Consider the following 21,933-nt stretch of genomic DNA (forward strand, 5'->3'; position numbering starts at 1 on the left):
ATGAGTAAGGAGTAGGACCTATGAGTCTGATAGATACGCTCAAGGGATTGGTCGGCAAGGGCAGGGACGCGGCCTCCGAGAATGCCGAGAAGATCCACGGGGCGGTGGACAAGGCCGGAAGTTTCATCGACGAGAAGACCGGCGGCAAGTACACCGACAAGATCGGCAAGGGCACCGACGCGGTGAAGAACGCCATCCCCGAGCAGGGACAGGCGAATCCGGGCCAGGGTCCGGCGACCCCGCCGCCGGCGCCCGAGCCCCCGGCCGACCCGGGCCGCCCCACCCCCTGATCCCCGTCGTGACGGGCCGTTCGACGTCTCGAATGCGAGACGGCGGCGGCCCTTCGCTGTGTGTACGGCCGCTGCCTGTCGGTGGCGGCCACTAGAATTCGAATATGGTGTCCCGCCGCCGGTTCGGGAGTATCGAGGTTGAGCTGTCCAACCTCGACAAGGTGCTGTACCCCGCCACCGGCACCACCAAGGGCGAGGTCATCGAGTACTACACCGCCATCGCCCCGGCCCTGCTGCCGCATATCGCCGGACGCCCGGTCACCCGCAAGCGCTGGCCCAACGGTGTCGCGGAGCCGTCGTTCTTCGAGAAGAATCTGGCCTCGCACGCCCCCGGCTGGCTCCAGCGGCAGACGGTCGAGCATTCCGATCGGCACGTCACCTATCCGGTGCTGGATTCGGTGGCCGGGCTGGCCTGGCTCGGTCAGCAGGCCGCGCTGGAAATCCATGTGCCGCAATGGCGTTTCGTGCGGGGCGAGCGCGGCCCGGCCACCCGCCTGGTGTTCGATCTCGACCCGGGCCCCGAGGTCGGGCTCGACGATTGCGCCCGGGTGGCGCTGTGGATCCGCGAGACGGTGCGCGATGCCGGACTGGACGCCTACCCGGTCACCAGCGGCAGCAAGGGCATCCACATCTACGTCCCCCTGGACCGCGAACTCACCCCGAGCGGCGCGTCCACGGTCGCCAAGCAGCTCGCCACGGGGCTGGAGAAACTGCATCCCGAGCTGGTCACGGCCACCATGGCCAAGGCGGCGCGGTCGGGCAAGGTCTTCCTGGACTGGAGCCAGAACAATCCGTCCAAGACCACCATCGCCCCGTACTCACTGCGCGGCCGCACCCACCCCACGGTGGCCGCGCCACGCACCTGGGCGGAGATCGAGGACCGTAAACGCCTGCGGCACTTGACCTTCGACGAGGTCCTGGCCCGCTGGCGGGACAACGGCGATGTCCTGTCCGGCCTGGATCCCCCGCTCGCGGAACAGGCCACCGACCCGCTCACCACCTACCGCTCGATGCGCGACCCGACCCGCACTCCCGAGCCGGTGCCCGCCGGGCCGCCCGCGTCGGGCGCGGGCGACAGGTTCGTGATCCAGGAGCATCACGCCCGCCGCCTGCACTGGGATCTGCGGCTGGAGCGCGGCGGGGTGCTGGTGTCGTGGGCGGTGCCGAAGGGCCCGCCCACCACGCCGAAGGAGAACCGCCTGGCCGTGCACACCGAGGACCACCCGCTGGAGTACCTGGATTTCCACGGCACCATCCCGCGGGGCGAGTACGGCGGCGGCGAGATGACCATCTGGGACACGGGCACCTACGAGACCGAGAAGTGGCGCGAGGACGAGGTGATCGTGCACCTGCACGGCTCCCGACTTGACGGCCGCTACGCCCTCATCCAGACCAACGGCAACCAGTGGCTGATGCACCTGATGAAGTCGGAAGCCCCGGTGGCGCAACCATTTCCGAATGGCAAGCCCAAACAGCCCACGCAGTTCCCGCACGGCCTGACCCCGATGCTGGCCACCACCGGCGACGCCTCCGTCCTCGACACCGACGAGTGGGCGTTCGAGACGAAGTGGGACGGCTTCCGGCTGATCGCCGAGATCGAGGACGGCAAGGTCACCCTGCGCAGCCGCGCGGGCAACACGGTCACCGGCCGCTATCCGCGCCTGGCCACCCTGGGCCGCGAACTCGACGGTCATCGCGCCGTACTGGACGGCGAGGCGGTGGTCTTCGACGATCACGGCGTCGCGAATCTCGGTCTGCTGCAAGCCGATGCCGCCCGCGCGGTGTTCGTGGCCTTCGACGTGCTGTACCTGGACGGCACCTCGCTGCTGCGCAAACGCTATACCGATCGGCGGCGAGTGCTGGAGGCCCTGGCCGGGCGGGCGCCGTCACTGGTGGTGCCGCCACAGCTGGACGGCCCGGGCGCGGCGGCGCTGCGCTACAGCCAGGAGCAGGGCTTCGAGGGCGTGATCGCCAAGCGCAAGGATTCGGTGTACCTGCCGGGCAAGCGCGGGCAGTCCTGGGTCAAGACCCGCAACTGGCGCACCCAGCAGGTGGTGGTCGGCGGCTGGCGGCGCAGCGAGGCGCGGCAGTTCGCCTCGCTCCTGGTCGGCGTCCACCACGAGGGCAGGCTGTTCTACGTGGGCCGCGTCGGCACGGGCTTCAGCGACCAGGAAATGTCCGAGCTCGCAACGCAATTGCGCCGCCTGCAACGCAAGACCAGCCCGTTCGACAACGACCTCACGCCCGAGGAACGCAAAGACGCGGTCTGGGCCACCCCGACCATCACCGGCACGGTCCGCTACATGAACTGGACCGAGGCCGGTCGCATGTGGCATCCGGCATGGATCCCCGCCACCGACTGACCGGCGCTACTCGCCCTTCTCCAGTAGCGGGACGAGGGTGTCGACGTCGGTGACGACGGCGTTCCCCTGGAAGGCGAAGTCGTCGTATGCCCGCGCGATCGCCTCCTGGTCGCGCCCGCCGCAGGCATCACGGACCACCACCGGGACGAATCCGAGGTCGGTGGAGTGGGTGACCGTGGGCGCGATACCGATCTCCAGCGCCACCCCGGTGATCGCGTACGACACGATGCCCAGGTCACGCAGTACGGCGGCCAGTGGCGTGCCCTCGAAGGCCGACATCGAGGTCTTGTCGAACACCACCTCGTCCGGGCCCGGTTGCAGCTGCGGCACCAGCTGGAACCCCGGCGTATCGCGCTGCAGGATCGGGGTGATCTCCTCGACCGAGTCCACGCCCTGCCACGACATCGCCATGCGCAGCGCGAACAGACCGCTCAGCCGCTTCGGCAGGAACAGATGCCGCAGGAAGATCACCGGATACCCGCCGCGGCGGGCGGCCTGCACCACCCGCTCCACCCGGGCCACGATCTCCGCGCCGTCGTCGAGCTGCGCCAGCACGCCGACCTGCATGTCGTAGACGATCACCGCCATCCGCCGCGGGGAGCACAGCTCACGCAGGTCCTCCGGAATCTCCAGCCCGTTGCCGTGGCGCACCGCGTCTCTCCCTCTGCCGCAATCGTTTTCGCTCACCCTACCGGCGGACGGGGTCGGCGCCGGTGACTTTCGCGACCGGCCGAACCCAGGGGCTCAGGCCACGGCGAGGCCGAGCGTGAGGGCAGCGACCGCGAGCAGCAAGAAGACCCCGGGGTAAACCACGTCGGCGTAGACCCGCGCCCGCAGCACGGTGGCCACGGCACCGAGGAAGTAGAGCACCAGGTAGGCGGCCGCGGCCACGCCGACCAGCGGCACCGCGAGTCCCACCAGCAGACCGGCGGCGCCCACGGCCTTGGCGACACCGAGCGGAACGATCCACGAATGCGGGACGCCGTAACTGGTCATGTTGTCGAGGACCCACTGTTTGCGGACGAAATCGACACGCGCCGCGGCGAGATTGGCGAGAGCGGCGACCACCGCGACGGTGGCGTAGACGGCGAACATCGAATTACCCTTCGGCCGAGCATCGGGGAACACCCCCAACCCTCGCCCGCATCGCCGCGGCCCGTCCAATACCTGAGTCCATAACCGAAAGGCATGACCTAGGCCGATCTCCGGGCAGCACACAGTCACGACCGGGGTGCCGACCCGTCAGCGGCACGACTGAGAGCCGCGTGTCGTCCGGCCCTGTCCAGGCCGGGCGCGCGCGGACTTCATCACGGAACCGCCGCAGCTCCGGAATCCGCTGCGGCGGCCGGTGACGGTCAGTAGCCCTGGACGACCTTGCGCAGCGCGTACTCGGTCACCGAGACCAGCGCCTGCTTCACCGGCTCGCGCCTGCGGGCGTCGATCGACATGATCGGCACGTCCGCGGGCACCGCCAGCGCTTGGCGGATGTCCTCGAGCGGGTACTTGGGGGCATCGTCGAACTCGTTGATGGCCACCAGGAATGGCAGGCTACGCGCCTCGAAGTAGTCGACCGCGGCGAAACTGTCCTCCAGCCTGCGGGTGTCGACCAGCACCACGGCGCCGATGGCGCCGCGGATCAGGTCGTCCCACATGAACCAGAAGCGGTACTGGCCGGGGGTGCCGAACAGGTACAGCACCAGGTCGTCGGCAAGGCTGATCCTGCCGAAGTCCATGGCCACCGTCGTGGTGGCCTTCGTCGGCACGGCGGCCAGGCTGTCGACACCGACGCTGGCATTGGTCACCAATGCCTCGGTGCGCAGCGGAACGATCTCCGATACCGCACCGACCAAGGTCGTCTTACCCACACCGAAACCACCGGCGACCACGATCTTCGCCGAGGTGGGCTTACTGGTGCGCGTATCGACCTGGGCCGTCGAATCAAATACGCCGGAGTCCACTGAGAACCCTTTCGATCAGCTCGCGACGTTCATCGTCGCTCGAATCGTCTTTCAAAGTCGCCGACACCCGCACATGACCGGCCTCGATGAGGTCGGCGACGAGAACTCGAGCCACCCCGATCGGAATACCCAGACGGGCGGCCAATTCTGCGACAGACGGCGATTCTCTGCACAACTCCACGATTGACGTCTCGATGTTGGTGAGCTCGAACTGCCGCTCCAGGGCGACCGGATGCGATGCGACGAGTGCCTCCAACGCCAACTCGACCGTCGGCCGCGTACGGCCGGCGGTCAACGAGTATGGACGAACGAGGCTCGGCTCGGCGCTCCCCATGCGCTGGTTGTCTATGTCCATCCCACCATCAGGAACCCATCGTGACGCGAGGTGTGGCCTGAACTGTCTGGCCAACTCGCTCGACAAGCAGCGCCATCTCGTAGCCGACTTGCCCGATGTCGCAGGACGTGTTGGTCAGCACCGCGAGATAGGAGCCGTCGCCGACCGCCATCAGTAGCAGGTAGCCGTGTTCCATTTCGACTACCGACTGCAGCACGGTGCCGCCTTCGAACAGATTCGATACACCGACCGAGAGGCTCGCTAGCCCCGCGGTCACCGCCGACAGCTGTTCCGCACGGTCCACGGGCAACTGCGCGCTTGCGGCCATCAACAGACCGTCAGCCGACACCAGCACGGCATGAGCGACGCCCGGAACCTCGTTGGCGAAGTTCGAAACCAGCCAATCCAGCTGACGGTTCGTACCACCTAGATCGGGGTTCATCGGTCTCCTTTATCTCCGGTTAGGTTCATTGCTCTCATTGCGCGGCCATCCCGGACGCCCTGCTGGTGACGACTCAGACTTGACCTGATGGACTCTGCATCACGCTTCGGCGTGCTATCGGCCTTTCCGATGACGCCACCGGGAACCAGGCGGTTGCCGGGATCGCGCTGAGGCAATCCGGCCGCCGTCCGCTTCTCGGATTGGGCCTCCACGGCCCGCCGGGCAGCCTGCCAACCTTCGTCACCTGGTGATTCGAAGGAAGCGGCCACCTGGGACCGGTCCGCGTTGGGATCCGCCAGCCACGCCGACATCATCTCGGCGAAGATCGGCGTGCCCATCGACGCACCGGAGTCGTCCGCAGGCTGCAGCCGGGTCTGGAAGAACGAGGCGGTCTTCTGCGGGTTGGACTTGAAACTGTGCCGACCGCGCTCGCGGCCTTCGCCACCGGCCGACTCGTCGCTCTCGGGCGCGAGGCGCTCGTGCTGCGGCAGGCTCAGACCCGGTGTCGGCGCGGGACGCGGCGGCAGACCGGCACCGGGCTGACGCTGCGGCAGCCCCGTCGAACCTGGCGACCGCTGCGGCAGTCCGCCGCTCGAATCCTGCGTCAGACCACTGCCCGGCTCACGCTGCGGCAGACCACCGGTCGACTCCCGCGTCGGCAAGCCGAGACCCGACTCCCGTTGCGGCAGACCGCCCGTCGATTCCCGCGTCGGCAGGCCGAGACCCGACTCGCGCTGCGGCAATCCACCCGTCGACTCGCGCGACGGCAGGCCACGGCCCGAATCCCGTTGCGGCAGACCACCGGTCGACTCGCGCTGGGGCAAACCGGCGCCCGGGTCGCGCTGGGGCAGACCACCGGTCGACTCCCGCGTCGGCAGGCCCAAGCCCGATTCCCGCTGCGGCAGACCACTTCCCGGCTCACGCTGCGGCAGGCCACCACCGGACTCCCGCGAGGGCAAACCGAGGCCCGACTCACCCTGTGTCAGACCGTTCGCCGCGGACTCCCGCTGCGGCAGGCCACTACCGGGCTCCCGCTGTGGCAGACCACCGCTGGACTCCCGTGAGGGCAGGCCGAGACCGGATTCCCGCTGCGGCAAGCCGTTCGCGGCAGACTCGCGCTGCGGCAAACCACTACCGGGCTCACGCTGCGGCAGACCGCCGCCGGGCTCGCGCTGCGGCAAACCGCCGCCGGGCTCGCGCGAGGGCAGGCCGGAGCCCGCATCACGCTTCGGCAGGCCACCGCTCGACTCGCGGGACGGCAAGCCCAGGCCCGAATCCCGTTGCGGCAGACCACCGGTCGACTCGCGCTGCGGCAGCCCCGATTCCCGCGACGGGAGATCGGTTCCGGCCGACTCACGCTGCGGGAGGCCCCCGGCGCCGCGCTGCGGCAGGCCACCGGGACCGGACTCGCGAGGCGGAATGCCACCAGCACCCGGTTCCCGCTGGGGCAGACCACCGCCGGGACGCCGGGACGGCAGACCGTTGCGGCCACCCTCCCGCTGCGGCAGGCCACCGGCCTTGGGGTCGCGCGGCGGAATGCCACCGGCGCCCGGGTCCCGCTGCGGCAGGCCGGACGGACCGGCCTCGCGCTGCGGCAGCTTGGCCGCGGGCCGCTCGGGCGCGTCCTCGCCGGGCGGCGGGGTGGGCGAACGCTGCGGCAGACCGGTGGCGCCGGCATTGCGCTGCGGCAACGAACCACCGCGCTGCGGCAGACCGCCCTCGCGCGGCGGCAACTCCGAACCACGTTGTGGCAGACCGCCACCGGGCTCACGCGGCGGGATTCCACCGGCGCCCGGATCCCGCTGCGGCAGACCGCCCTCGCGCTGGGGCGGACCACCCGGACGCTGCGGCAGACCCGTCAGGCCGGAGGGCCGGGCGGGCTGCGGACCACCGGCGCCCGGCGCCCGCTTGAGCATGTTCGCCGCCAGACCGGCCTGCGGAGCCGCGGGCGCGGGACCGCCGCGCTGCGGCAGATTCGCACCCGGCTGCGCCGCCGGCGCCTGCGGACCGTGCGCGCCCGGCTCCCGCTGCGGGAGCCCTCCGGGCTGGGGAGCATCGCCGGGACGCCGCTCGGCGCCGGCCACACCGTGCCGGACCGTCGGGCCGTTCGCACCGGGCTCGCGCTTGGGCAGGCCGCCGGGCACCGCGGTACCGGGCTGGCGTTGCGGCAGTGCGCCGTTCGCGGGCGCGGCCCCGTTGGCCGCCGCCGGACGCTCGCCGCCCGGTCGTTCCGTCCCGTTCCGCTCGCCGTCGGCCCCGGTCGGCCCGCTCGCGGTGGGGTCGACGGTGACCATCATGTTGCCGCTGGGCGTGCGGGTGACCGTGCGCATCTGCATCGAGGCCGGGTTGGGCCGCTGCGGCTGCACCGCCTGCTGCTGCGGGCCCGACTGCTGCGACGGGATCTGCACCCCCGCGCCGCCCGGTGTCACGATGATCGCCTTGGGCACGTGCACGGTCACCGTCACGCCGGGATCGCGGGCGGTGTCGAAGGTGGGCCGCAGCCGCACGGTCAGCCCGTGCCGCTCGGCCAGGCGGCTGACCACGAAAAGACCCATGTGACGCGCGGTGTCGGGGCCGACCTCCGCGGTGCTCTCCAGGCGGCGGTTGATCTCCGCCATCTCCGCGGGCGGCATGCCGATGCCGCGGTCGGCGACCTCGATGAGCAGACCCTGGTCGTGGGCCTGGGCGAAGGTGAACTTGACGTCGGTCTCCGGCGGCGAGGCGCGCAGCGCGTTGTCGAGCAGCTCGGCGAACAGGTGCGCCAGGTCCGAGGCGGCCGGTTCGGTGATGGCGCCCCGCGGGGTGGCGCCCAGCTTCACGCGCTCGTAGTCCTCGACCTCGGAGATGGCCGCGCGCAGCACGTCGGCGATCTCGACCGGGGCCGTCTTGCCGCGGCGCTGCTTCGGCGTACCGGCCAGAATCAGCAGGTTGTCGCCGTTTCGGCGCATACGGGCGGCGAGGTGGTCCAGCCGGAAGAGGTTCTCCAGCAGGCGCGGGTCCTTCTCGTCGTACTCCATCGCCTCGATGAGCGAGAGCTGATGGTCGACAAGGGATTTGGAGCGCCGGGCCAGGGTCTCGAACATGTCGTTGACCTGGGTACGCATGGCGGCCTGGTCGGCGGCCAGGCGCAGCGCCTGCCCGTGGATGTCGTCGACCGCGCGGGCGAGCTGGCCGACCTCCTCCTCGGTGTGCACCGGCATCGGTTCCAGCGGCACATCCTCCGGGCTGGCGCCGTCCCGCAACCGGGACACCTCGTGACCGAGGTCGTGCTCGGCGACGCGCAGCGCGGCCAGGCGCAGCTTGCGCAGCGGGACGATCATCGAGCGCGCGATCAGCACGGCGAGCACGAGCGCCGCCATGATGGTCGCGATGACGATCACGGCGTAGCGGACGGCGCCGGTGCGGGCGTTGTCGGCCAGGTTCTTCACCTGGGCGTCGATGTCGGCGCTGGACTGGCTCACCACCTTCTGGTAACCGGCGAGGCTGTCCAGGGCGGATTGCCGCAGATCCTGCAGCGGGATCTGACCGGAGGCCGCCTGCGGCCCGTTGGTCAGCGAGATGCGGTTGTTGACCAGCTGGGTCAGTTCCGCGATGGTCGGGTCGCCGTCGGGGAAGCGGTGCGCGAGGATGCCCAGCATCTGGCGCTCGGTGTTGGCCGCGATCTGGAAGTCGCGCAGGCCGTCCTTGACATTGCCGCGGATCGCCTCGGCCATACCGGCGGTCTCGGAGATCAGCACCGCGCGAGTGTTGAGCGAGTCGACCAGACGCAGCTTCGCGGCCTCGACGCCGGGGTCGGAGATCGTGGCGGTGATCGCCTCGGCGGTGCGGACGCTGTTCTGCCGGATCGCCTCTTCCTGCTGGAGCGCCTCTTCGACCGTCTTGGAGGGCGAGGCGCCGTTGGCGCGGACCGCCTTGGCGCCGTTGATCATTCCCTCGATCGCCGCGCGGCCACCGGACACACCGTCCAGTCTGGGCGCGGCCTTCTCGGCCGCGATGATGGCGTTGTCCAGTTGGGTGAGATCGGCCTCCTGCACCAGCGACTGGTTGGGGCCGAGCTGAATCATCTGCTCACCGGCGACCGTGGCGGCCGCGGCGCTCAGGCCGGTGACGGCCGGGATCGCCTGTACGTGCTTGACGGCGGTGTCCAGCTCGCTGGAGTCGCTGAACTGAGCCGCGATCCTGGAGGCGCCGAGCACCACCGCGACGAGGAGGGGGACGGCCAGTACCGCCGTAACCTTCCAACGCAGGTCCCAGTTGCTAAGCGCCCAACGCTTCCTGCCGGACCTAGCGGCGTCACGCATCTCCACTCACTTTCCAAACTGGCCCCAGCCATGCGCCATCAGCGAGCCTCCCACGGGCGTGGGCGTGGCTCGGCAGGCAGGTCTGACCGAGAACTGCGGCTGGCCGAGAATTTGCGTCCATGACGGCCGACATATGTGGCATGCGATTCTAACGGATCAATAACTTCTTGTGTGACCTGTTGGCAACGTCCAGCCGTTGACCTGGCGGTTCCAGACAAAATCAAAGGTCGCGGCGCCCGTCCGGACGTCGCGTGAAGTCTGCCACAATCAGGCTGATCTATCGAGGCGGGCATCGAGGCGAGGCAGGGAGTCACACGGTTGAACGCGAAGCAGGAGTACCGGCCTACCTATCAGACCAGCCTGGTCGATCCCGCCGACTTCTGGGGCGCCGCCGCCAAGGCCATCAGCTGGGATGTTGCACCCACTCAGATCGTCGACAGCACGGCCCGCCCGACCGCCCGCTGGTTTCCCGATGGTCGACTGAACACCTCCTACAACGCGCTGGACCGGCATGTGCGCGATCTCACACCGGAAGAGGGCTCGACAACCGCCGAACTCGTACCGACCGGTGGCCGCGCGGACCAGCCCGCCCTAATATACGACTCGGCTATGACGGGCGCCACGCTTGTCTACACCTACGCCGAGTTGTTGGCCGAGGTCGCTCAGTTCGCCGGCGCGATGCTGAGGCTCGGCGTCCGGACCGGTGACCGGGTCGTCATCTATATGCCGATGATCCCCGAAGCGGTGGTAGCCATGCTGGCCTGCGCCCGAATCGGCGCGGTGCACTCGGTGGTGTTCGGCGGGTTCGCCGCGCATGAACTGGCCGCCCGGATCGATGACGCGGAACCGGTGCTGATCGTGACGGCCTCGGGCGGTCTGGAGCCGGGCAAGCGCATCGAGTACCCGCCGATCGTGCTGCAGGCGCTGGACCAGGTCGAGACCACCGCGCCCCGGCACGTCGTGGTCAAGCAGCGCAACGGTTTTCCGACCATACGGTTCGCGACGCCCTCCGCCGATCAACTACCGGGCCCCACCGAATCCATTGCCGCGCAATGGCTGGACTGGGCCGACATGATCCGCGACGCCGAACCGGCCGACCCGGTCTCGATGGCGGCCACCGACCCGCTCTACATCCTCTACACCTCCGGCACCACGGGGAAGCCGAAGGGCGTGGTCCGCGACAACGGTGGGCACGCGGTCGCGCTGACCTGGTCCATGCGCAACATCTACGACGTCGGACCCGGTCAAGTGATGCTGACGACCTCCGATATCGGCTGGGTGGTCGGGCATTCCTATATCGTCTACGCCCCGCTGCTGGTCGGCGCCACCACCGTGCTCTACGAGGGCAAGCCGGTCGGCACCCCCGACTCGGGCGCCTACTGGCGGCTGGTGGACCAGCACGACGTGCACGTCATGTTCACCGCGCCGACCGCGCTGCGGGCCATCCGCCGCGCCGACCCCGCCGCCGCCGCGGCCGGGCGCCACGACCTCTCGTCGCTGCGCGCGCTGTTCTGCGCCGGCGAGCGGCTGGACCCGACGACCTTCGCGTGGACCCGCGACACCCTGCTCGCCGACCACCCCGACTGCCCGGTGGTCGACCACTGGTGGCAGACCGAGACCGGCTGGCCCATCTGCGCGGATCCGCTGGGCCTGCAAGAACTTCCGGTGAAGCCGGGTTCGGCGTCGCTGCCGGTGCCCGGCTACCGCATCCGCGTCCTGGACTACGAGGGCGACGCGGTGGCGGCCGGCACCGAGGGCAATATCGTCATCGGGCTCCCGCTGCCGCCCGGCACCCTGACCACTCTCTGGGGCGACGACGAGCGGTTCGCCCGCTCGTATCTGTCCGCGTATCCGGGCCACTACCTCACCGGCGACTCCGGTTACTTCGACGAGGACGGCTACCTGTTCGTGCTCGGCCGCAGCGACGACGTGATCAACATGGCCGGGCACCGGCTGTCGGCGGGCGGGATCGAGGCCGCGGTCGCCGGGCACGAACTCGTCGCCGAATGCGCGGTGATCGGCATCCCCGACGAACTGAAGGGCCAGCGGCCGATCGCCTACGTCGTGCTCAAATCCGGCGGCATCGGCGAGAGCGCCGTGCGGGTCGACCCGGCCCGGCTGCGCGCCGAGGTGATCGAGCGGGTGCGCGACCAGATCGGCGCCATCGCCACCCTGCACGACGTGATCGTGGTGAACGCGCTGCCCAAGACCCGGTCCGGAAAGATCCTGCGCCGCAGCATCCGGCAGATCGCGTCCGGCGAGCGCCCCGACATGCCCGCCACCATCGAAGATCCCGCGGTACTGGTCGCCCTCGAGGACCAGATCCTGGCCAGCCGCGCCGACGAGCACCCCGGCGGCGAGACCGCCGATCCCGGCGTCCCCGACGACTCGGACACCCCCGCCGACGGCCATCCCGCCGTCCGGTGACAACCCTCACAGTTTTCTCAGTGTCGGTTCACGAGGCTCCTACACCGCTGCCCTAACGTCGGTCGGGTTGTCTCGGCGGGGGCCGGGTATACCGGTCACCGAACGAGCGCCAGGGCTCGGTCCGCCGGGCCCCGGTGTGTACTCGACCCGAAAGGTTGCTTCATGTCTTCGTTGCGTCTGCGATTCACCGGTGCCGCCCTGACCGTCGGCGGTGTAGCCACCGCCGCCGCCCTACTGATCCCCGGCACCGCGTCCGCCGACCCGACCGAACTGGTAGCGCCCCTGCTCAATTCCGACTGCAGCTTCGCTCAGGTGGACGCGGCGCTGCACGACAAGAATCCGCAGTTGGCGGCGATGCTGGATGCCAACCCTGAGCAGAAGTCGATGTTGCAGGAGAAGTTCGATCAGCCGGTGGAACAGCGGCGAGCTGAGTTGCAGCAGTACGCGCAGCAGCACCCCGACCAGGCTCAGCAGGCGGAGAACGACCCGCGGGCGGACTCGGTGCGGCGCACTATTCAGACTGTGGCCGACTCCTGCCACAACTACTGAAATACCCCCAACCCCCACGCAAGATAACCCCCCAACCCACCCCCCTCCGCCAAAAACCTCCCCTGTAGCACGCCAACCCCGTAGGTTTTCGGCGCGTCTCGGTTTTCGGGTGCCGCTGCAAAGCGACGAAGGAGCCAGCAGCGGCACCCGAAAACCGAGACCAAGGGCGCCGAAAACACGCCGGAGCGAAGCGGAGGCCAAAAACACAGCGTCCACCTAACTCAGCACGCCACCTCACGAACCCACCTGACCACGGACCCCCCGCCCACACAACCCAAGCGCGGCGGACAAATCCTCGGCAACCCACCCACCAGAATGGACATCGTGACGAGCGAGCGCGACACTCCCCGAGTCCTGCTGGTCGACGACGACGAAGACCTCCTAGCGTCCGTCGAACGGGGCCTACGGCTATCCGGCTTCGACGTCTTGATCGCCCGCGACGGAGCCGAGGCACTCCGATGCGTAAGCGACGGCTCCCCCGACGCCATCGTGCTCGACATGAACATGCCGGTACTCGACGGCGCCGGCGTGGTCACGGCCCTGCGGGCGATGGGCAACGAGGTGCCCATCTGTGTATTGTCGGCGCGCAATTCGGTGGGTGACCGGATCGCGGGCCTGGAGTCCGGCGCCGACGACTACCTGGTGAAACCGTTCGTACTCGCCGAACTCGTGGCCCGGATTCGCGCATTGCTGCGCCGCCGCACCGATACCGCTACCACCCCGACCAACCCGGACGCAATCACGGTGGGCCCCTTGGAAATCGACGTCGCCGGTTATCGCGCCCTGCTGCACGGCGACGAAATCGAGCTCACCAAGCGGGAATTCGAACTCTTGTCGACGCTGGCCCGCAACGCGGGAGTGGTGCTGAGCCGGGAACGGCTGCTGGAACTGGTGTGGGGTTACGACTTCGCCGCGGACACCAATGTGGTGGACGTGTTCGTCGGTTATCTGCGGCGCAAGCTGGAGACCGGCGGCACGCCGCGGCTGCTGCACACCATTCGCGGGGTCGGGTTCGTGCTGCGGGCACCGAAATGAGACGGCGGCGCCACTCGTACTCGCTGCGCACGCGCGTGGCGGGGGCGGCGGCGCTGGGCGCGATCATCATCGCCGCGGTGCTGAGCTGGGTGTCGGTGCGCGCGCTGGAACGCAACAACCTGGCGCAGGCCGATCAGGAGTTGACCATCGCCGCGCGCATCGTGCTGATGCAGCCCGTGATCGCGGTGGGGGTGCTCTCGCTGGTCACGCCGAACAAGGACATGGCGGTCACCGTGCGCGAGGACCGCGACGTGGTGGCCTCCACGAGCGTCCGGCTGCCAACGCTGAAACCGGGCTCGCAGACGCTGAACATCGACGGCACCCCGTTCCGGGTGCTGACCACCACCGAGAACCAACCGGAAGGCCGCACGGTCTCGATCGCCATCCCGCTCACCGACGCCTACCACGCCACCTCCGAACAGCGGCGCTGGGTGCTGGCCGCGGCGGGGCTGGCGGTCACCGCCGCGGCGGGGCTGGGCTGGGTGTTCGGCGGGCGCGCGGTACGGCCGATCGTGGATCTCACCCGGCAGGTGGGCGCGCGCAGCGGCACGGTGCAGAGCGAGGCGCCGGTCGGCGGTTCCGGCGTGCGGGAGGCGGAAAAGCTTGCGGAGGCGGTGAATTCGCTGCTCGGCCGGGTACAGCGGGCGCAGGCGGAGACGGCCGCGGCGCTGGAGACCGCCCGCGACTTCGCCGCCGTCTCCGCGCACGAGCTGCGCACCCCGCTCACCGCCATGCGCACCGACCTGGAGGTGCTGCGCACCCTGGACCTGGACGCGGACCAGCGCGCGGAGATCCTCGCCGACCTGCAGCGCGGTCAGGGCCGGGTGGAGGCGACGCTGGCGGCGCTGGAACGGCTGGCCGCCGGCGAACTCACCGACGACCGCGACCACGTGGAAACCGATGTGGGCGATCTGGTCGACCAGGCCGCGCACGACGCCATGCGGCATTTCCCGCAGTTGACCGTGCGCATCGACACCGACCGGGAACTGGTGACCCGCGGCCTGCCCACCGGTCTGCGACTGGCGGTGGACAACGCGCTGGCGAACTCGGCCCGGCACGGCGGCGCCACCGAGGCGCTGGTATCGGCGCACCGCACGGCCGACGGCTACATCGTGATCTCCGTCGACGACAACGGCCGCGGCATTCCGCCGGACGAACGCGCCGCGGTGTTCGAGCGGTTCTTCCGGGGCAGCCACGCCGCCAAGGGCGGGTCCGGGCTGGGCCTGGCGCTGGTCGCCCAGCAGGCGCAGCTGCACGGCGGCCGGGCGTTCTTCGACGACGGCACCATGTCGGGGGTGCGCCTGGTGCTGATGCTGCCGGACCGTGAAACGGATTGCCCGCCAGAGTAATTCGCGAGCTACCGGATCCCTTACCGATTCCTCAGAGAAGCGCCACGCCCGGCCCATCCCGCACCTCTACCGTGGTGCTGTGATCGCAAAACGTACGCGCTGGATCCTGGTCGTCGCCGTGCTGCTGCTCGCCGGTGCGGCCACCGGCGGCGTGCTCTGGCTACGCCAGTCGGCCACCGCCCCCACGGCGGTGGCGATCGTGAACTCCGACACCGGCCAGACCGGCGCGAAGATCGTGAAAGGCTTGCAGGAGGGCGGAATTCACGAGTGGACGGTCGCCGCGCCGGGCGCGGCGAGCACCGCCGACTACGCCGCGGTGATCACGCTGCCCGGCGATCTGTCCTCGTCGCTGGCCACCCTGGCCACCACGCAGCCGCATCGCGCGCAGGTCACGGTGGACACCCACGCGCACGCCGACGCGAACGTGGTCAACGACGCGGTGAACGAGGTCACCCGGCGGATCAGCGCGGCCGGCATGGATCAGACGCTGGCCGCGGTCGGTGCCGCCCGCGGATCGGTGCAGCAGGTGGCGTTCACCTCGCAGCTGCTCGGCGCCGGCGTGCAGCAGGCGGCCGACGCCTCGGGCCAGTTCACCGGCGGCGCCGACGAGATGCTCGGCTTCCTGAACACCGCCAAGGACGGCGCGGGACAGTTGACCGCGGGCATCACCCAACTCAACGACACTCTCGGGGCGGCCACCACGCAGGCCGAAAGCCTGGCGGGCGCGCTCGACGCGACCGGGGTCACCATCGGCCAGATCTCGGGCACCGCGAACACTCTCAGCACCGGGCTCGACCAGGTCCTGCCGCTGCTGCGCGCCCTGCCCTTCGCGAACGACCCGCAACTGGTCGACGTCATCGGCAAACTCGAGGCACTGCGCGGCGTTTCCACTCAGGCCGGTACCCAGCTGTCCGGATTCGCCCAGCTCACCGGCACCAGCACGGACCCGAACACACCTGTCAGCACGCTGCTGCGGGACGCGGCGAATCGGTTGTCCGCCGCGGGAACCCAGCTGAACCAGGGCGCCGAGCTGGCGAAACAGGTTCCGCAACTGGCCGATCAGGGCGCCGCCCAGCTGACCGGCGCGATTCAGGCCCTGACCGGCGGCGTCCAGCAGCTCCAGCAGATCGTCGCCAACCTGAACACCCAGAGCGGCAATGCCCTCAACGCGCTGCCCGCACGCAGCAGCAATCAGCAGACGGCGATCGCGACGAATATCAGCGACCCCGTGGAAATCGTGCGGAACTAGCGCGCGGAATCAGCTCGCGTTCAGGAGGTCGATGATGAATACCAGCGTCTTGCCCGACAGCGGGTGCCCCGCGCCCTCCGCGCCGTAGGCGAGTTCCGGCGGGATGATGAGCTTCCCGACGGCCACCGACCTTCATGCCCGGGATACCGTCCTGCCAGCCCTGAATCAGGCCGCGCAGCGGGAATGTGATGGATTCGCCGCGGTTCCAGGAGGAGTCGAATTCCTCGCCCGTGTCGTATTCCACACCGACGTAGTGCACTTCGACCGTGCCGCCCGCCACCGCCTCGGCGCCATCGCCTTCGACGATGTCCTTGATCACCAGCTCCGTGGGCGCGGGGCCTTCCTGAAACTCGACTTGCGGCTTGGTCATGCGTCCTCTTCTGTTCGATGGATAGGCCGACAGACAGTGTTAACCATAGTGGGCGGGTCGAAACCTGCCGGGAGGACGAGCCGCGTCACATTCCCGGGCGGACCGGAGGCGCGGGGTCGCGCCGTGCCGGGCAAGATGGTTGCCCGTGGCCGAAGTGATCGACATCGACGACCCCGCCGATCCGCGGGTCGCCGAGTTCCGCGACCTCAACTCCGCGGACCGGCGGCCCGACCTGCCCGGCGGCAAGGGGCTCGTGATCGCGGAGGGCGTCGTGGTGGTGCAGCGCATGCTGGCCTCGCGTTTTCCGCCGTTCGCGCTGTTCGGCGTGGCCCGCCGATACGACGCGCTGGCCGCCGAGCTGGCGGACGTGGCAGTGCCGTACTACCGCGCGAGCGCCGAGGTGATGGCCGAGGTGGTCGGCTTCCATCTGAACCGGGGCGTGCTGGCCGCCGCGCGGCGGCCCGCCGAACTCGCGGTGGACCGGGTGCTGCGCGGCGCGCGCACGGTGGCGGTGCTGGAGGGCGTCAACGATCACGAGAACATCGGTTCGATCTTCCGCAACGCGGCCGGGCTGGGCGCCGACGCGATACTGTTCGGCGACCGCTGCGCCGACCCGCTGTACCGACGCGCGGTGCGGGTGTCGATGGGGCATGTGCTGCGGGTGCCGTTCGCGTACCTGACCGACTGGCCCGACAGCCTGAAGTCGTTGCGGGACCAGGGTTTCCGGCTGATCGCCCTGACGCCCGACCCGGCCGCGGCGAATCTGGCCGACGCGATGACCGGCGAGCGGGTGGCGCTGCTGCTCGGCGCCGAGGGACCGGGCCTGACGGCCGCGGCGATGGACGCCGCCGACCTCCGTGCGCGCATACCGATGGCGCCCGGCACCGACTCACTGAACGTGGCGACCGCCGCGGCGATGGCCTTCTACGAAAGGGTGCGCACCTCGTGAATCAGCCGTACGGCACCCGGCCCGATCCCGAACCGACCCCGTGGGCGCCGGGGCTGGCGGTGGCGACCCTGGTCGCGCTGCTCACCGCCGCCGCGGTCTACTCCTTCGGCAACGCACTCGCCCATGTGCACTGGCTGCTGGCGGTGGCGGTGAACCTGATCGCGGTCGGCGGCGCGGCCCCGACCGCGTGGCGCTGGCGCAACACACCGGTGACGCGCTGGGTGCTCGGCGGTGTGGGCGCGGGCGTCCTGCTCGGCTGGATCGCCCTGCTCGTCGCCGCGGCCGCGGCCTGAATCCCGGTCTAGGACACCCGGTCACGGTTGCGCAGCCAGCCGAACCAGCGCTTTCCGTCGGCCTCCCGAATCTTCAGTTCCTCGGGCACGATCGGTCGCGGCGCCTGGCCCTTCGGATACAGGCTGAAACCGCAGACGGCGATGTCGGTGGGTTTCAGCGCGTCGTCGGAAGTCGCTCCGCGGTAACGGAATCCGAGCCACTCCAGGTTGGCCTCGTCGGCGAAGGCGGGCGGCTCGAACGGGAGCGTCTGCGGGTCGGGGAATTCGCCGGGTTGCAGGTGCACGGGATGCTCACCGGCCCAGAACGGGCGCTCCCACACCAGCGGCAGCCCCTCGTCCTCGAGGATGTCGACCCGGGTGGCGCTGAACGCGCGGCGGAATTCGCCGCGCTCCCAATGCGCGAACGCGCCCCAGCCGTGCGGGATGTCGTAGGAAACGAGATAGGTGTGCTCGGAGGCCAGCGGCCGCACCAGCAATTCGGGCAGCGTGGTCGGGCGGGCGAGCGCGGCCTGCCCGGTGCACACCACCGTCACGCCCGGATAGCAACCGATGTAGACCGACCCCTGATCCGGCCCGGCCCACACCTTCAGCGTGCCCGACGCGGCGGGCACCACATCACGATCCGGGTTGAGCTGCTTGGCCAGAGCCAGCGCGGCCTCGGGGTCCGGATCGGGATGATCGCGGAGCACCGACACCGGGTCGGGGTCGTCGACGTACCAGAGGGACGAAGCTGTAGACGGCACTTCCGACACCTCCCGATTCTCGTACGAGTAACTCTAGCTACTCGCGAGCAAACTTCGGATATCCGGGTCGCCTCACCACTGCGACTCGCCCGACGGCCGCCCGACTCAGCGCGCGGCCATACGAAAAATCTACTCCCCCAACACCCGAAAACCCCGCGCTTCGCTTCCCGCTCCGCGTGTCAAGAGCCCTGATCACCTACCGCGCCAAAACGCCCGCGCCCCGGCGTGTCTCATGGCGAACTCGAGCGAGAGCGAACTCGACTCGAGCGATCAGCCCGGCCGCGAGCAATCGGCTTGTGTGCCAGCAACCAATCGACGTGCGGGCATTTCGGCATTTTCGCGACTACGGGCAATTCGAGGTTTTGCGAGATACGGGCAGTCCGAGGCTTGCAACGTACGGACAGTCCGAGGCTTGCGACATACGGGCAGTCAGAGGTTTGCCGAGGCGCGAACAATCCACTCGGACTCGAGTGAACGAGTCGCGCACGGCAAGTGGGCATGCGCGCGGATATGCCCGCGCGGATATGCCGAGGGCTCAGTGGCCCGAGCTGCGGACACCTAGTAGTACGTCTTCCCAGGACGGCATCGGGGCCTTGCCGCCACGCTTGGAGCGGGACGGCTTCTGGCCCGCGGGCTTGGTGTTGCCCTGCTTGGTCGACTGCGCGGCCTCGGGCGACCGCTCCGCCGGAGTGCTCGCCACGGCGGGCTCGGCCGCCGGGGGCGGCGTCGGCGGCGAAGGCGCCGGTGTCGCAGGGGCATTCGCGGCGGGGGCGGCGGAGACGCTGCCCGGGGAGGCGGGCGGCGGCGTGACCGGAGCGCTCTTGGGCGCGGGCTGGGCCGGGGCAGCCGTCCCCTTCGCCGAGACGGGGACCGCGCTGCCACCGACCGCGGCACGCTGCTCGAAGTACTCGGGCTCGCTTTCCCCGGCGGTGATCTGAGCGGGTTCCGGCGAGGTGTGCGGCGCGGGCGCGGGCTCCTCCGCGGCGACGCGGGCGGGCTCATGGGAGTTCAGCGCCGCGGGCTCCCGAGTGCTCGGCGCGGCGGGCTCCACCGGCGCCGCCTCGGGAGCGGACTCCGGCAGTATGGTCGCCAGGCCGCGCAGCGCCCGACCGAAGTCCGGATCGATCAGATCGGTGGCCGGGTCGTCCAGGGGCGTCACCGAACCGCCGTGCGCGTCGGGCTGGAAACGCCAATGCGCGGCAATCACCGAACGGCCGGCCTGCCACTGCAATTGGGCCACCCAGTAGCCCTTTTCGTCCTTCCAGGCGTCCCACTCGGCGATGTCGATGTTGTGCCCGCGCTCGGCGAACGCAGCCGAGACGACATCGATGAGGGTCTCCACGGCCGGCCCATCCTTGCGCACCGGATGCGCCTTCTGCGCCAGTTCCGCGGCGCGCGCACGCTCGAGCAGCACGGGGTAGGCGAAGCGCTCCACCCGGGACGTCGGCATGCCCGACTCCTCGGTGACCTGTTCCACGGAGGCCCCGGCACGGATACGGGCCTGGATATCGCGAGGACGCATAGTTGCTTCCGTTTCGATCTCGATCTGGCCGAATCGGGCAAGGTCTCCGCGCGCCGCGGCACGCAGCTTCTCGTCGGCGGGCAGCCGGTACTTCACGCCGGTCTCGGTGTCGACACACACGATGTGCGCGGAATCGGGCGTCAATCCGATCACTCGAAGTTCACGCACCGTTACCTCCTTATCGCTGCGTCGATCACAGCCAGGCTCGCGACACCGCCCACGTTCTGGAACAGTAGTGCACTTCTGGGGTTCATGTGGCAAGACACGCGCGCGGAAGTCGGCAACAGACCCTCCACGCGCGCTAATCTGCACTATTCGGTGTCAGCGGCGCCGCACAGTCTACTTCGAAATCTCCTGCACCACCCAGTCGACGCAGCGGGTCAGCTGAGAGACGTCTTCCGGGTCGATGGCGGGGAACATGCCGATGCGCAGCTGGTTGCGGCCGAGCTTGCGGTAGGGCTCGGTGTCCACGATGCCGTTGGCGCGCAAGACCTTCGCGACCTGCGCGGCATCCACCGAGTCCGCGAAGTCGACGGTGCCGACGACCTGCGAGCGGTGGGCGGGATCGGCGACGAAGGGGGTGGCGTACTCGCTGGACTCGGCCCACGAGTACAGGCGCGACGAGGAGTCCAGGGTGCGCTTGACGGTCCAGTCCAGGCCGCCGTTGTTGTTCATCCACTCGATCTGGTCGGCGAACAGCAGCAGGGTGGCGAGGGCGGGGGTGTTGTAGGTCTGGTCCTTCGAGCTGTTGTCGACGGCGATGGGCAGGGACAGGAACTCCGGCGTGTAGCGGCCCGAATCCTTGATCTCCGCAACCCGTTCCAGCGCCTTGGGGCTCATCAGCGCGATCCACAGGCCGCCGTCGGAGGCGAAGCACTTCTGCGGAGCGAAGTAGTACACGTCGGCGTCGGCGAGGTGCACCGGCAGGCCGCCCGCACCGGACGTGGCGTCGATGGCGATCAGCGCGTTCTCCGAACCCGCCGGGCGCTGCACGGGAACCGCGACGCCGGTGGAGGTCTCGTTGTGCGCCCAGGCGATCACGTCGGCGGCGGGATCCGACACCGGCTCCGGAGCGGTGCCGGGATCGGCCGAGATCACGATCGGATCGCCGATGAAGGGGTTCTTCTTCGCCACCGTGGCGAACTTCGAGCTGAACTCGCCGTAGGTGAGGTGCAGCGAGCGCTCGCGGATCAGGCCGAAGGCGGCCGCGTCCCAGAACGCGGTGGTGCCGCCGTTGCCGAGCACCACCTCGTAGCCGTCGGGGAGGGAGAACAGCTCGCGCAGGCCGGAGCGCACGCGCGCCACCACATCCTTGACCGGCTTCTGACGGTGACTGGTGCCCATCACCGAGGCGCCGACCTCGGCCAGGGCGCGCAACTGCTCGGGGCGGACTTTCGACGGGCCGCAGCCGAACCGTCCGTCGGCGGGCTTCAGATCGTCGGGGATGGTCGGAAACGCAGCGGTCATGGCCACCAGCCTAAAGGCTGACCCCGGGCCCGAACGCGGGTGGGTCACCGCCCGCCCCGACGCCCGCACCGGACTGATTCACCCCACCGTATTACCGTGGCGCAGGCCACAGTACGGCTACGGTAACCCCATGACCGAGCGCGGCAAGCAAACCCCGGGCACCGCGCCCCTGCCCACCCCGGACCCCACCCGCCACCAGCGGCATGGACCGCGAGCGATGCGGGAGTCGGTGCGCATCGGCGGCAAGCCGTGCCGAGAACAAAGCAGAGCGCACGCAATGCCGGAGCCGATA

Annotated in this window: 18 protein-coding genes and 1 pseudogene; 9 read left to right on the plus strand and 10 right to left on the minus strand. The window is 69.7% G+C overall.

Going from position 1 to position 21,933, the window contains the following annotated elements:
- Positions 1 to 20: 20 nt before the first annotated feature.
- Positions 21 to 290 carry an antitoxin gene (locus ACFMRZ_RS18905; protein WP_400180191.1) on the plus strand — a complete coding sequence of 90 codons (270 nt, stop codon included), beginning with the start codon at positions 21 to 23 and terminating at the stop codon, positions 288 to 290.
- 104 nt (positions 291 to 394) lie between these two features.
- A complete protein-coding gene (locus ACFMRZ_RS18910) occupies positions 395 to 2,653 on the plus strand; it encodes an ATP-dependent DNA ligase (RefSeq protein ID WP_400180192.1) in 2,259 nt (752 codons plus the stop codon).
- Positions 2,654 to 2,659: 6 nt separating this feature from the next.
- Here the strand turns inward: ACFMRZ_RS18910 and ACFMRZ_RS18915 are convergent, their stop codons facing one another.
- The 6 genes from ACFMRZ_RS18915 to ACFMRZ_RS18940 form a co-directional block, all read right to left on the minus strand.
- The gene (locus tag ACFMRZ_RS18915; protein WP_280275171.1) at positions 2,660 to 3,304 is read right to left on the minus strand and encodes an isochorismatase family cysteine hydrolase; all 645 of its coding nucleotides are present in this window, start codon (positions 3,302 to 3,304) and stop codon (positions 2,660 to 2,662) included.
- 93 nt (positions 3,305 to 3,397) lie between these two features.
- Positions 3,398 to 3,748, minus strand: a complete 351-nt coding sequence (locus tag ACFMRZ_RS18920; RefSeq protein ID WP_400180193.1) for a DoxX family protein — start codon at positions 3,746 to 3,748, stop codon at positions 3,398 to 3,400.
- 260 nt (positions 3,749 to 4,008) lie between these two features.
- A complete protein-coding gene (locus ACFMRZ_RS18925) occupies positions 4,009 to 4,611 on the minus strand; it encodes an ATP/GTP-binding protein (RefSeq protein ID WP_174411295.1) in 603 nt (200 codons plus the stop codon).
- Positions 4,592 to 4,966 carry a DUF742 domain-containing protein gene (locus ACFMRZ_RS18930; protein WP_024800684.1) on the minus strand — a complete coding sequence of 125 codons (375 nt, stop codon included), beginning with the start codon at positions 4,964 to 4,966 and terminating at the stop codon, positions 4,592 to 4,594. The genes ACFMRZ_RS18925 and ACFMRZ_RS18930 overlap by 20 nt, the downstream gene beginning before the upstream one ends.
- Before the next feature lie 7 nt (positions 4,967 to 4,973).
- The gene (locus ACFMRZ_RS18935; protein ID WP_011207200.1) at positions 4,974 to 5,387 is read right to left on the minus strand and encodes a roadblock/LC7 domain-containing protein; all 414 of its coding nucleotides are present in this window, start codon (positions 5,385 to 5,387) and stop codon (positions 4,974 to 4,976) included.
- Positions 5,384 to 9,688: an ATP-binding protein gene (locus ACFMRZ_RS18940; protein WP_400180194.1), complete on the minus strand. Its 4,305-nt coding sequence runs from the start codon at positions 9,686 to 9,688 to the stop codon at positions 5,384 to 5,386. The genes ACFMRZ_RS18935 and ACFMRZ_RS18940 overlap by 4 nt, the downstream gene beginning before the upstream one ends.
- A 318-nt stretch (positions 9,689 to 10,006) precedes the next feature.
- Between ACFMRZ_RS18940 and ACFMRZ_RS18945 the strand changes: the two genes are divergently transcribed.
- From ACFMRZ_RS18945 to ACFMRZ_RS18965, 5 genes are all read left to right on the plus strand, one after another.
- A complete protein-coding gene (locus ACFMRZ_RS18945; protein ID WP_400180195.1) occupies positions 10,007 to 12,115 on the plus strand; it encodes an AMP-binding protein in 2,109 nt (702 codons plus the stop codon).
- Positions 12,116 to 12,277: 162 nt separating this feature from the next.
- On the plus strand, positions 12,278 to 12,664 hold the full coding sequence (locus ACFMRZ_RS18950) for a hemophore-related protein (RefSeq protein ID WP_400180196.1): 387 nt from the start codon (positions 12,278 to 12,280) through the stop codon (positions 12,662 to 12,664).
- Between the two features lie 315 nt (positions 12,665 to 12,979).
- Positions 12,980 to 13,699 (plus strand): response regulator transcription factor, encoded by a 720-nt coding sequence (locus tag ACFMRZ_RS18955; protein ID WP_280368506.1) that lies wholly within the window; start codon positions 12,980 to 12,982, stop codon positions 13,697 to 13,699.
- Complete coding sequence (locus ACFMRZ_RS18960; RefSeq protein ID WP_400180197.1) at positions 13,696 to 15,048, plus strand: sensor histidine kinase; 1,353 nt, start codon at positions 13,696 to 13,698, stop codon at positions 15,046 to 15,048. The genes ACFMRZ_RS18955 and ACFMRZ_RS18960 overlap by 4 nt, the downstream gene beginning before the upstream one ends.
- Positions 15,049 to 15,127: 79 nt before the next feature.
- A complete protein-coding gene (locus ACFMRZ_RS18965; RefSeq protein WP_400180198.1) occupies positions 15,128 to 16,297 on the plus strand; it encodes a hypothetical protein in 1,170 nt (389 codons plus the stop codon).
- A 9-nt stretch (positions 16,298 to 16,306) separates the two neighbouring features.
- Here ACFMRZ_RS18965 and ACFMRZ_RS18970 read toward each other — a convergent pair.
- Positions 16,307 to 16,667 (minus strand): annotated as a pseudogene (locus ACFMRZ_RS18970) (FKBP-type peptidyl-prolyl cis-trans isomerase).
- 145 nt (positions 16,668 to 16,812) lie between these two features.
- On the opposite strand from ACFMRZ_RS18970, the gene ACFMRZ_RS18975 reads away from it, so the two are divergent.
- Both ACFMRZ_RS18975 and ACFMRZ_RS18980 read left to right on the plus strand, forming a co-directional pair.
- On the plus strand, positions 16,813 to 17,616 hold the full coding sequence (locus tag ACFMRZ_RS18975; RefSeq protein WP_400180199.1) for a TrmH family RNA methyltransferase: 804 nt from the start codon (positions 16,813 to 16,815) through the stop codon (positions 17,614 to 17,616).
- Positions 17,613 to 17,909, plus strand: a complete 297-nt coding sequence (locus ACFMRZ_RS18980) for a DUF2537 domain-containing protein (protein ID WP_280270509.1) — start codon at positions 17,613 to 17,615, stop codon at positions 17,907 to 17,909. The genes ACFMRZ_RS18975 and ACFMRZ_RS18980 overlap by 4 nt, the downstream gene beginning before the upstream one ends.
- An 8-nt stretch (positions 17,910 to 17,917) precedes the next feature.
- Here the strand turns inward: ACFMRZ_RS18980 and ACFMRZ_RS18985 are convergent, their stop codons facing one another.
- The 3 genes from ACFMRZ_RS18985 to serC all read right to left on the minus strand — a co-directional run bounded on the left by ACFMRZ_RS18985 (position 17,918) and on the right by serC (position 21,641).
- Positions 17,918 to 18,652, minus strand: a complete 735-nt coding sequence (locus ACFMRZ_RS18985) for a DUF6928 family protein (RefSeq protein WP_400180200.1) — start codon at positions 18,650 to 18,652, stop codon at positions 17,918 to 17,920.
- Between the two features lie 535 nt (positions 18,653 to 19,187).
- Positions 19,188 to 20,342: a septation protein SepH gene (sepH, locus tag ACFMRZ_RS18990; RefSeq protein WP_400180201.1), complete on the minus strand. Its 1,155-nt coding sequence runs from the start codon at positions 20,340 to 20,342 to the stop codon at positions 19,188 to 19,190.
- 171 nt (positions 20,343 to 20,513) lie between these two features.
- Entirely contained in the window at positions 20,514 to 21,641 is a 1,128-nt protein-coding gene (serC, locus tag ACFMRZ_RS18995; protein WP_280368488.1) for a phosphoserine transaminase, read from the minus strand.
- Positions 21,642 to 21,933: the final 292 nt, after the last annotated feature.

It is taken from the genome of Nocardia sp. N2S4-5 (genome assembly GCF_044628355.1).
Classification (GTDB): domain Bacteria; phylum Actinomycetota; class Actinomycetes; order Mycobacteriales; family Mycobacteriaceae; genus Nocardia; species Nocardia wallacei_B.